This window comes from Pseudomonas sp. Q2-TVG4-2 (genome assembly GCF_013620795.1).
GTDB lineage: Bacteria > Pseudomonadota > Gammaproteobacteria > Pseudomonadales > Pseudomonadaceae > Stutzerimonas.
On the sequence record NZ_LGLW01000005.1, the window covers coordinates 80,366 to 91,405 of the forward strand.

General features: G+C 60.8%; 9 protein-coding genes and 1 pseudogene. 2 read left to right on the plus strand and 8 right to left on the minus strand.

Annotated elements, in window-relative coordinates; all coding sequences use genetic code 11:
• Nucleotides 1-19: 19 nt before the first annotated feature.
• The 6 genes and pseudogenes from H3028_RS11550 to H3028_RS11575 all read right to left on the minus strand — a co-directional run bounded on the left by H3028_RS11550 (nucleotide 20) and on the right by H3028_RS11575 (nucleotide 6,496).
• Nucleotides 20-1,051 carry a lysylphosphatidylglycerol synthase domain-containing protein gene (locus H3028_RS11550; protein ID WP_181297163.1) on the minus strand — a complete coding sequence of 344 codons (1,032 nt, stop codon included), beginning with the start codon at nucleotides 1,049-1,051 and terminating at the stop codon, nucleotides 20-22.
• Entirely contained in the window at nucleotides 1,048-2,283 is a 1,236-nt protein-coding gene (gene clsB / locus H3028_RS11555; RefSeq protein ID WP_181297164.1) for a cardiolipin synthase ClsB, read from the minus strand. The genes H3028_RS11550 and clsB overlap by 4 nt, the downstream gene beginning before the upstream one ends.
• The gene (locus H3028_RS11560; RefSeq protein WP_181297165.1) at nucleotides 2,280-3,083 is read right to left on the minus strand and encodes an endonuclease/exonuclease/phosphatase family protein; all 804 of its coding nucleotides are present in this window, start codon (nucleotides 3,081-3,083) and stop codon (nucleotides 2,280-2,282) included. Before H3028_RS11560 ends, clsB begins: the two co-directional genes overlap by 4 nt.
• Nucleotides 3,080-3,997: a DUF72 domain-containing protein gene (locus tag H3028_RS11565; RefSeq protein WP_181297166.1), complete on the minus strand. Its 918-nt coding sequence runs from the start codon at nucleotides 3,995-3,997 to the stop codon at nucleotides 3,080-3,082. The genes H3028_RS11560 and H3028_RS11565 overlap by 4 nt, the downstream gene beginning before the upstream one ends.
• 15 nt (nucleotides 3,998-4,012) lie before the next feature.
• Entirely contained in the window at nucleotides 4,013-5,278 is a 1,266-nt protein-coding gene (locus H3028_RS11570) for a zinc-dependent alcohol dehydrogenase (protein ID WP_181297167.1), read from the minus strand.
• A 297-nt stretch (nucleotides 5,279-5,575) separates the two neighbouring features.
• A pseudogene (locus H3028_RS11575) lies at nucleotides 5,576-6,496 on the minus strand (LysR family transcriptional regulator).
• Nucleotides 6,497-6,600: 104 nt separating this feature from the next.
• On the opposite strand from H3028_RS11575, the gene H3028_RS11580 reads away from it, so the two are divergent.
• Together H3028_RS11580 and H3028_RS11585 are read left to right on the plus strand one after the other, a co-directional pair.
• On the plus strand, nucleotides 6,601-7,431 hold the full coding sequence (locus tag H3028_RS11580; protein WP_258237783.1) for a class III extradiol ring-cleavage dioxygenase: 831 nt from the start codon (nucleotides 6,601-6,603) through the stop codon (nucleotides 7,429-7,431).
• A gap of 30 nt (nucleotides 7,432-7,461) precedes the next feature.
• The gene (locus H3028_RS11585; protein WP_181297168.1) at nucleotides 7,462-7,743 is read left to right on the plus strand and encodes a DUF2218 domain-containing protein; all 282 of its coding nucleotides are present in this window, start codon (nucleotides 7,462-7,464) and stop codon (nucleotides 7,741-7,743) included.
• 13 nt (nucleotides 7,744-7,756) lie between these two features.
• Here H3028_RS11585 and H3028_RS11590 read toward each other — a convergent pair whose 3' ends face one another.
• On the minus strand, nucleotides 7,757-8,614 hold the full coding sequence (locus H3028_RS11590) for a M23 family metallopeptidase (RefSeq protein ID WP_181297169.1): 858 nt from the start codon (nucleotides 8,612-8,614) through the stop codon (nucleotides 7,757-7,759).
• Between the two features lie 257 nt (nucleotides 8,615-8,871).
• Nucleotides 8,872-11,022: a glycogen debranching protein GlgX gene (glgX, locus tag H3028_RS11595; RefSeq protein WP_181297170.1), complete on the minus strand. Its 2,151-nt coding sequence runs from the start codon at nucleotides 11,020-11,022 to the stop codon at nucleotides 8,872-8,874.
• Nucleotides 11,023-11,040: the final 18 nt, after the last annotated feature.

Sequence of the window (11,040 nt, forward strand, 5' to 3'; positions counted from 1 at the left end):
ATCTCCACGTCCAACGGTACTACTGACGAGCCTCAGCGCCGGCGGAGGGATGTTTCGTCTGCTCCTCATCGGGTTTGGGTTGAGCTTCGTTGCCGGAACGCAGCTTCTTAGCCCGCGCTTCGAGCACGACGTACAGAATCGTGGCAAAGAACAGCGGCACCAGGAAATACACGACCCGATAGCCGATCAGGCCAGCCACGATTGCGCTCTGGCTGAGTTCATCGGCGAGCATCGCCACGAACACCGCTTCGATCACACCGAGCCCGGCCGGAATGTGCGCTATCACGCCAGCGATGCTGCTGATCATCAGGATCCCCAACACTTCGGGATATGGGGCCTTCTGCGACAACATGAAATAGACCACGAGGGCCATCAGCGACCAGTTGGCCGCGCCCAGCAGCATCTGTAGGGCTGCCAACCGCAGTGAGGGAAGGTGAATTTCATGCTTGCGTATCGTCCAATGACGGCGCTTGGAAAAACCGCATGCCCACAGATACACCAGCGCGACCACCAGCAAGCTGATGCCGAGCACACGCAGCGCTGTGTGACCGATTTCCCACGAGTCCGGCGGGGTGATCCAGCCCATGACGAAGATCAATCCGGCCAGCCAGATGTAGCCAAGCCAGTTGGTCAGCACGCTCATTGTGAACACGCGGGTGATCTGCGAGGCGCGTAAGCCAAGTCGGGAATAGAGACGATAGCGCAACGCGATGCCGCCAACCCAGGCGCTCAGGTTCAGGTTGAAGGCATAGCATACGAAGGTGACCGGCAGGATCTGCCGGACCGGCAGCTTGTGCTGCGCATAATGTTTGCCGAGCACATCGAAGAAGCAATACACCGTGTAGCTGGCGAATGCCGCGGCGCCGGCCATCCATAGCGTCTTTGCGTTGTAGTTGCGCAACGTGGTGTACACCTCGTTCCAGTCCACATTGCGCGCGAGGCCGATCAGCAGCCCGGCAACCAGAATGAAGAAGACATACGTCAGGATCTTCTTGATCAGCGGCCAGCGGCGTCGCCAACCGCTGCGTGGCTCATCATGTGACTCGGTCATCGCTGATCTCGTTGCAAGGGGGCAGGACTAGGCTCCAGTGGCTCGGCATCGAGCAACTGCAGCCGGGGCCGATGGGCGGGGAACAAACCCACCATCTGCGGGAAGTGACGCAGGAAGTGGAAGATGAAAAAGGCCAGCGGTGCGCGCCACCAGTAACCACGAATGATGCGTTCCAGTGGAATGCGTCGGCAGTCTTCCTGCAGCAGCCGGTCGAGTTTTTCGTGCAGTTGCCGGTTGAAATTGTGGTCGCGGATGATCAGATTCGCCTCGAGATTCAAAGAGAGGCTAAGCGGGTCGAGATTGCTCGAACCCACCGTTGACCATTCGTAGTCTGCCAACGCGACCTTGCCATGCAGGGGGCGGCGGCAGTATTCGTGGACCTCGACGCCGTCGCTCATCAGATAGTTGTAGAGCATGCGTGCGCCGAACTTGGCGATCGGCATATCCGGTTGGCCCTGCAGGATCAGACGCACTCGGACGCCACGACGAGCAGCGTTGCGGATCTCACGCAGTACACGGTAGCCGGGGAAAAAATAAGCATTGGCGATCAACAGCCGCGAACGGGCATCACGTATCGCCTGCAGGTAGTGCTGCTCGATGTCGTTGCGGTGATCATTGTTATCGCGGGTGACGAACAGCGCACGCGCTTCGCCCCGGCTGACGCCGACGTATCCATTGCTCTGCGTGCGTGTACGCCGATGCCACCAGCGTCGGTTCGACTGCGCCGGCGCGATGGTGCTGAGGGCAAAACGGTGAATGTCATGTACCACGGGCCCTTCGACCCGCAATGCGTAATCCTGCTTGGCCGCCGGGCCGAAATCGCCAAGGTGATCGGCAGAGAAGTTGATGCCACCGATGAAGGCGAGCTCGCCATCCACCACGACGATTTTACGATGCATGCGACGGAACACATTGATCCGCTTGCCCAGCAGGCGCTTGCCGGGATCGAACATATGGATGCGTACGCCGGCCCGTAACATCGCAGCGGCAAAGTCTCCGTTAAGGTCAGCCGAGCCATAACCGTCCACGGTCACGTCGATGCTGACACCGCGCTCGGCGGCGGCGATCAGCGCCGCTTGAAGCTCCTGGCCAACCTTGTCCTTGAAGAAAATGAAAGTCTCCAGCAGGACTTCCTTTTCCGCGGCCGCAATGGCCTCGAACACGGCGGGGAAAAATTCCTCGCCGTTTTCCAGCAACTGAAGGCGATTCCCGTCTCTCCAGTGAAAATTCATAGGTGTATCTCCACCGCCAAGGGCAGATGATCGGACAAGTGCGTCCAGGGTTTGTTACCCAGGATTCGCGCTTTATGACTCGTGGCATTTCGCACGTAGATCCGGTCCAGGCGCAGCATCGGCCAGCGTGCCGGAAAAGTCTTGGCGACTTTGCCCTGGGAAACGGCGAATACCTCGTGCATACCGGCGCAACGATCCAGGACCTGGGCACCCTTCAGCCGCCAGTCATTGAAGTCGCCGGCGACGACCACCGGTGCGCCGTCTGGCAAAGAGTCGAGCAGGTCGCAGAGCAGACGGAGCTGCTGCTGTCGATGGGCTTCGCGCAGGCCAAGGTGCACACAGATCGCATGGAATTCCTCGTGGCCCGGCACCTGCAACACGCTGTGCAACAGCCCGCGACGCTCGGGGCCGGCGATGGAGATGTCGAGATTTTCGTAGCGCGTGATGGGGAATTTGGAGAGCAGGGCATTGCCGTGGTCGCCGTCCGGGTAGACCGCGTTGCGGCCGTAGGCGAAATCCGTCCAGATGCTGTCTGCCAAAAATTCGTATTGCGACATTTTCGGCCAGTCGTGGAAGCGCAGGGCGTGCTTCTCATGCGTGCCCAAAACCTCCTGCAGAAACACGATGTCGGCCGACACGGATCTGACGGCCTCGCGCAGCTCCGGCAGGATGAATCGCCGATTGAGAGCGGTGAAGCCCTTGTGGGTGTTGACGGTAAGCAGGCGGACCGAGTTGACCGCCGTCGACATGTGGGCGTCCAGGTCGCTGCTGTCGAGCGGATGATTCTTGTCCAGATTCAAGCCAGTGCTCCTTCCAGGTGGCCCGGAGTGGTCTCCAGGTTTTCCTCCAATCCGAGCCGGCGCAACAGCTGTCGCGCATCGTAGGGGGCCCGGACCTTCACGTCGTTATCGAAATAGCAGTAGACCTCTCGCGCCTTGCGTGAAGGAGGCTCGGCGGAAGAGATGAGCTGGGCATCGGCGGGTTGCCGGCCCTGGTTCCAGAGGTTGATCCGCTGGCACCAGTTGTCCAGCGCCTCGTCGCTATAGCCGCTGGTATAAAGCTCTTCGGCGCCATGCAGGCGGATATAGACGAAATCGCTGGTCAGGTCCTCGCGGTAAGGCCACTTACCAGCGGTGTCCGCAACGACCAGCGCGACCTTGTACTTGCGCAGCAACGCGACGAACGCCGGATCGACGAAACTCTCGTTGCGGATTTCCACCGCATGCCGTAGACGGCGCTTGCGGTCTATCTGCAGGTAGCTGCGGCCTTCCATCCGCGCCTCGCAGCCTTTCGCCATTTCCAATGCTGCCTCGGTATCGTGAGGCAGCAGGGCGAGAAAGGCCTCGAAGCGTTCCGGATCGAACTTGAAAGACGGCGGGAACTGCCAGAGCATTGGGCCGAGCTTGTCCTTGAGCGCCAGCACACCCGAGGCGAGAAAGTTGGCGATGGGCTTCTCGACATCGCGCAAGCGCAGGATGTGCGTGATATAGCGCGGTGCTTTGACGCTGAAGACGAAGCCGTTGGGGGTTTCGTCGTACCAGCCGGCGTAGAGCTCGGGCCGCTGGAGCGAATAGAAGGAACCGTTTATTTCGATGCTGCTTACGGCACGCGAGGCGAACTTCAGTTCGTTCTTCTGGGTAAGACCCTTGGGATAGAAGTCGCCTCGCCAGGGTGCGTAGCGCCAGCCTGAAATTCCGATATGGATGGCTGCCATCGCCGTCTCCTGTTGTTACCTGGGATTCTGCATGCTGGTCGGGTCGCTGGCTGGGAAGGTGTCGGCGATCGCTTTGTCGACCACGTTCTCCTCGGATCCGACCCCGGCCGAACTGCTGCGCTGGGGCTGCAGCTCCACCTTGATCCAGCCACGTTCACGCCGGTCGAACGCCTCGAAGGCGGCGATGGCGTCGGTCATCGGCTTCACCTGGGTCAGGATTTTCGCCGGGTCGATGCGCCGCGCCTGGATCATCTCGATCAGCCGGGGGATGTATTTGCGGTGATGGCAGTTGCCCATGTTCATGGTGATGTTCTTGTTCATCGCCATGCCGATAGGGAAGGTCATCGCGTCCGGTGGATAAACGCCGATGATGGACAGCGTGCCGGCTTTCGCAAGACTTTGAACTGCCCACTCCAGCGCCTGGGACGGGCCGTCGCCGGGCTGCCATTGGGCGCCTTGGCCTGCCTGCGCACCGTCGGCTGGCTTGCCTCCGCAACAGCCGTGTTCGGCGTCGATGCCGACCGCATCGATTACGCGGTCGACCCCGATGCCACCGGTGAGTCGCTTGAGCGTTTCGATCGGGTCCTCGCGATTGAAATCGATAATCTCCGCGCCCTGATGTTGCGCCATGCGCAGTCGATCCTCGAACTGGTCTATGGCGAACACGCGTCCGGCGCCCAGCAGCTTGGCGCTGGCTATGGCGAACTGGCCGACCGGCCCGCAGCCGAACACCGCCACCGTATCGCCGGAACGGATCTCGGCCATTTCGGCGCCGAAGTAACCGGTTGGGAAGATGTCCGAAAGCAGGATGGCTTGATCATCGCTGACGTCTGCCGGGAGCTTGACCAATCCGATGTTGGCAAAGGGAATACGCGCCTTTTCCGCCTGTAGACCATGGAACGGGCCAGTCGCCGACGGACCGCCATAGAACGCCGTGCCTGCTTCCTTGCCGTTGGGATTGGCCACGTCACATTGAGCGAAATAGCCGGAACGACAATAAGAGCAGTTGCCACAGGCGATGGTCGAAGGAATCACGACCCGATCGCCGATCTGCAGGTTACGAACGTCGCTGCCGAGCTCTTCCACGATGCCGACCGCTTCGTGGCCCAGGATGGTGCCGGGCTTCATCCCGCTGAAGGTGCCGCGTACAAAGTGCAGGTCGGTTCCGCAGATGGCCGAGGCAGTGATGCGAACAATGGCGTCAGTCGGCGCCTCTATGCGTGGTTCGGCTACGTCCTCAAGGCGGATGTCGCCGACACCGTGATAAACAACAGCTTTCATGGCTACTCCGTAACGCACCGCTCAAGCCGGCTGGGCTCGAACGGTATGGATGGTTGGTGACGTCCTGCGAGTCGGTCGGCGTTCCTTCGGAGTGGGGCCCGGCCTTTGCCGGCGGGCCATCCAGCAGCACACTGCGCCGAGCAGGTGCACCTTCATTCCGACTGACCGTGGCTTGCGCGGTTCATCTTTTTTTCGGTCGACCAGGCGTAGGCGCCCGCTTCAGAGGCGTTTTCTGAACGCAGCGCGACTGTGCATGTGATTGTTGCGGACGCCGGGAAGCGGCGGCTGGCCGGAGAGTCAGGCGTGCGCTGTCATCCAGGGCAACTCGCCTGAGAAGGCTTCGACGAGATAATCGATCATCGCCCGCACCTTGGCCGGCGGGCGGCGATCAGGCGGGTAAACCACATGGATGCCGCCGAGACCCAGCGTAGGCTGATCCAGCTCCACCACCACCAGCTCGCCACGGCTCAGGGCGGCAGCGACGATGAACAGGGGTTGGTAAATCAGGCCCTGATCGCCGACGGCGGCGGCCACCAGCGCCGCACCGTTATTGGCGATCAGGTTGCCTTGGATGGGTACGCGGACTTCTGCGGCGGTGCCGAATGCCCATTCACGGCCGCCGAGCATAGCGGACAGGCTATACCCCAAGCAGTTATGCCGGGACAGATCGCTCACCCGCCGCGGCACGCCATGCCGAGCGATATATCCGGGCGAGGCGCAGACCCGCATCTGGCAGTCCGCCAGGCGCCGCGCCTGCAAAGGACTATCGTTGAGGCGGCCGATCCGCACGGCCATGTCCCAGCTCCCGTCGATCAGATCAACCTGGCTATCGGTAAGCCCCAGTTCCACCTTTACTGCGGGGTGGCGACGGCTGAACTCCGGCAACAGCGGGGCGATGAAACGAGTACCGAATGATAGGGGCACGTTCATGCGCAGCAGCCCCGAAGCATCGACTCGCTGCGAGGCGACGCTGGCTTCGGCCTCATCGATCTCCGGCAAGATGCGTAGGCAGGCCTAGAGGTAACTGCTGCCGGCCGCTGTCAGGCTCAAGCGTCGGGTGCTGCGATGGAACAGCTTGACGCCGAGCCGGGCTTCCAACGCGTCGACGTGCTTGGTCGCCATTGCGGGCGAGAGGCCTAAATGCCGCGCCGCAGCGGACAGGCTGGCAGCACTGGCGGCACGGGTGAACACGCGCATCCCTGTGATTCGGTCGAGCATCTCGGCTCCTACTGCCAGTTGGAACTGTTGAAGTGTTTTACCTTGTTAAAGCCAAACGAAGTGTAATCCATACTGATGCCTCACCCCGTGAGGACGACGACGAGATGATCCGCCACTCCGATAACGCGCCAGCTCCGATGCAGATGCCAACCCTGTTCGTACCGCACGGTGCCGGTCCCTGTTTCTTCATGGAATGGAATCCGGCCGATGCCTGGGACAAGATGGCGGCCTTCCTCAAGGGCATTGCCGCGACACTGCCGCAGCGGCCACGCGCCATTGTGCTGATATCCGGGCACTGGCTGGAGCGACAACCCATGGTCACCGCCAGCGCCAACCCCGAGTTGATCTACGACTACAACGGTTTCCCTGCGCATACCTATGAGCTGCGTTATCCGGCGCCGGGTGATCCTGCGCTGGCGGCGCGTCTGGTGGAGCTGCTCGGCCAGGCCGGAATTACGGCTGGTGAAGACCCTCAGCGCGGTTATGACCACGGAACCTTCATTCCGCTGAAGGTGATGTTCCCGGATGCTGATGTACCAGTCGTGCAGCTGTCTCTGCGCAGCGATCTGAATGCCCGGGCCCATCTTGAAATCGGCCATGCCATTGCCCCTTTACGTGACGAAGGCGTGCTGATCGTTGGCAGCGGCATGAGCTTTCACAACATGCGCGGGTACGGCAATCCACGTTTCGCACCGATCTCGGACGAATTCGATCATTGGCTGAGCGAAGCCATTGCCGCGCCGCCAGACCGGCGCGACATGCTCCTGCAGCAATGGGACGAGGCGCCCTCGGCACGGCTGTGCCATCCGCCTCGCGCCGAAGAGCATCTGCTGCCGTTGATGGTGGCCGCTGGCGCCGCAGCGAACAGTTCGGGGCGCAAGATTTTCACCGACCGGGTCATGCAAACGACGTTGTCGGCTTATCAGTTCGGCTGAGCGCATCAGCCCATCAACATGGAGATTTACATGCCCAGTTCTAGCGTACGGATCGAAACGTCCAGCCCGAGCCGCCTGATCCGCCGGCTCTGCAAACATTGGGGTCACAAGTTCAATGTGAGCCATGACGATCGGCAAGGGCGTATCGCGCTCGGCGATACCGACTGTTTGCTTACAGCTGGCGAGGGAAGCCTGACCGCGAAACTACAGACTGCAGACGAGGCACAGCTGGCGCGTATGGAAACCGTGGTCGCCGATCACTTGCAGCGCATGGCGACGGACGAGACATTCAACTTCGCGTGGCAGCGTTGAGCGCCTCGGACGGTCATTGCTCGTTGCGAGCGAAGTTCGGCAATGAGCTGACCGGCTTGGAGAAGCGGAAGGGGATCGACACCATCGAATCGCCATAGGATTTCTGCACCACAAAATGCAGGTGCGGACCGGTGCTACGCCCGGTGTTACCGGATTGGCCGAGCAGCGTGCCGGCCCTGACTTGCTGACCGGCCTTGACCTGTACCGAGCCGCGCTTGAGATGCAAATAGGCGCTGTGCGTGCCGTCATCATGGAGAATCCGCACGTAGTTACCGGCCGGATTAGGTAGGCGGCCGCCCTGACCGTTGCGCACCTTCAATACCGTGCCTGCGCGTGCCGCAACGATCGGCGTGCCCACCGGCATGGCCACATCCACGGCGTAGCGGCCCTTAGGTGAGTTGTGGCTGAAATCCCCACCGGCACCCTGGGAAATACGGAATGGGCCGCCTTTCCAAGGCAGCGCGTAAGCGTAACCGCCAACCGAGCCTTTCTTGCCCGGCTCCGGTGAATAGATCAGGGAATAGCTGAACGACTGCTGATACATCAAAGGGTAGCCGGACTTACGCTTGCGCAAAGTGGCAATGCGCATGCGGGTGCGCGCAGGCACGGTCTGGCGTATCACGCCCTTGCCGACGCCAGCGACATTGACCATTCGCGTCAGGCGCAGGACTACTTCAACCGGTACGTCGGTATCGTTGCGCACGTCCATGGCCTTGCCGGAGCCGACGCGGTTGACGAACAGCCGAACGTTGCCAGGTTTGCCCGCCGGAAGCGTCGCGTTGGTGATAGCGCCGCCAGCCAGAACGGGCAGGGCGGGAGCGGAACAGAAGATCAACAGAGCAAGCGAAATGATCAGCCGAGTCGAAGCCATAAGCGTGTGATCCGTCACGGATGGGACAACCTGCATGCGGCTGGCAGGAACAAATCCGTAGGTTTCATGATGCCGCGCAGGGGTTGGGACTAAAGGCCTGCAATGGGGTTCACTACCGCACGTCGATATCCAACGAACGATTGAGAAACAGACAGTCATGGCGCCGGATGCATCGCGATCTTCCGCTGCATAGACGCCAAGGCCCCGAAATCGGGGCCCTGGCATCGCTAGCAACGAAGCGTCGTTCGCGCGTGGTGCTATTCCTCTTCCTTGATCAGCTCGAACAACAACAGTGACCGCCCAGTCAGCGCGTACTCATCGCTGAACTCGAAACGCTCGGGCCGGGCGTTGGGGTTGTTGGTATCGATCAGACGATTCCAATAGATGCCTTGCGGCACTTCCGGCAAGGTGAAGTTCACGATGTCGTGATGGGAGTTGACGATGATCAGCAACGTCGCATCCGAGCCCGCGCGGCGAATACCCGTCGGCTGGGCGCGTCCATCGAGCAGCATGCCCATGCAGCGGTTATTACCGTCTTCCCAATGCCCGACCGTCATCTCTTCGGCGTGCGGGGCCAGCCAAGTGACGTCCTTGACTCCCAGCTCCTCGTTGTAGGCGCCGACCAGGAATCGCCCGCGGCGCAGCATCGGATAGCGCTGACGTAGACGAATCAACTTACGTACGAAGGTCTGCAATGAGCGACTTTCTTCAGGGATGTCCCAGTTGACCCAGCCGATTTCGCTGTCTTGGCAGTAGGCATTGTTATTGCCGTGCTGGGTACGAGCGAACTCATCACCCGCAACCAGCATCGGCGTGCCTTGGGAGAACAGCAGCGTTGCGAAGAAGTTGCGCATCTGGCGGAAACGCAGCTCATTGACATCCGGGTCATGGGTCGGGCCTTCGACGCCATGGTTCCAAGAGATGTTGTTGTCGCTGCCGTCGCGGTTGTCCTCATCATTGTCTTCGTTGTGCTTCTCGTTGTACGAGACCAGGTCCTTGAGGGTGAAACCATCATGCGCGGTCACAAAGTTGACCGAGCTGAACGGCCGCCGACCGCGCTGATTGAACAGATCGCCCGAACCGGTGAGACGGCTGGCGAAGTCGGCCAACTGACCCTCATCACCTCGCCAGAAAGCGCGGACCGTGTCGCGGAACTGGTCGTTCCACTCCGCCCAGCCAGGAGGGAAACCGCCTACCTGATAGCCGCCCGGACCGCAGTCCCACGGCTCGGCGATCAGCTTTGTCTTGGCCAATACCGGGTCCTGACGGCAGGCGACGAGGAAGCCGTGGCGCTCATCGTAGCCATCATGCTGCCGTCCCAGAATGGTCGCCAGGTCGAAACGGAAGCCATCGACGTGCATCTCTTGCGCCCAATAGCGCAACGAATCGGTGACCATTTGCACGACACACGGGTGGCTCATGTCCAGCGTGTTGCCGGTACCGGAGTCGTTAATGTAGTAGCGCTTTTCGTCGGGCATCAGCCGGTAGTACGAAGCGTTGTCAATGCCGCGCATGGACAGGGTCGGGCCCAGCTCGTTGCCTTCGGCGGTGTGGTTGTAAACCACATCGAGAATGACCTCGAGGTCGGCATTGTGCAGGTGCGCGACCATTTCCTTGAACTCGCTGATCTTGCCGCTGGCCAGATACTTCGGGTGCGGTGCGAAGAAGGCGATACTGTTGTAGCCCCAGTAGTTGCTCATGCCCTTTTCCAGCAGATGCTGGTCCTGGACGAAGGCATGAATCGGCAGGAACTCAATCGACGAGACGCCGAGTTTGCGCACGTAATCAATCACGTCCGGCGTCTTGAAGCCGCCGAAGGTACCGCGCATATCCTCGGGCACCGAAGGATGCTGCATGGTAAAACCGCGCACGTGGGTTTCGTAGATGATGGTGCGATCCCAAGGTACCTGCACGGGGCGATCATGGCCCCAGGTGAAAGCCGGGTCGATGATCTTGGATTTCGGCACGAAGGGCGCACTGTCGCGCTCGTCATAGCTGAGGTCAGCATCGGCATGGCCGATGGTGTAGCCAAACAGCGCCTCGGACCATTTCAACCCACCCACCAGCTGCTTGGCGTAAGGGTCGATCAGCAGCTTGTTGGGGTTGAAGCGATGGCCGGCGTCTGGCTCGTAAGGGCCGTGCACGCGATAGCCATAGATCTGTCCCGGGTGGGCGTCAGGCAGATAGCCGTGCCAGATTTCATCGGTGTATTCGGGCAGCTCGATACGCTCGAGCTCGGTTTCGCCATCGGTATCGAACAGGCAAAGCTCCACCTTCGTGGCGTTCGCGGAGAAAATCGCAAAATTCACTCCCAGCCCATCCCAGGTGGCGCCAAGCGGGAAGGGCAGCCCCTCACGAATACGCGAAGGGATCAGAATCTGAGGCGCCGCAGGCTTTTTTCTACTCATGAAATCTCCGATGGCACT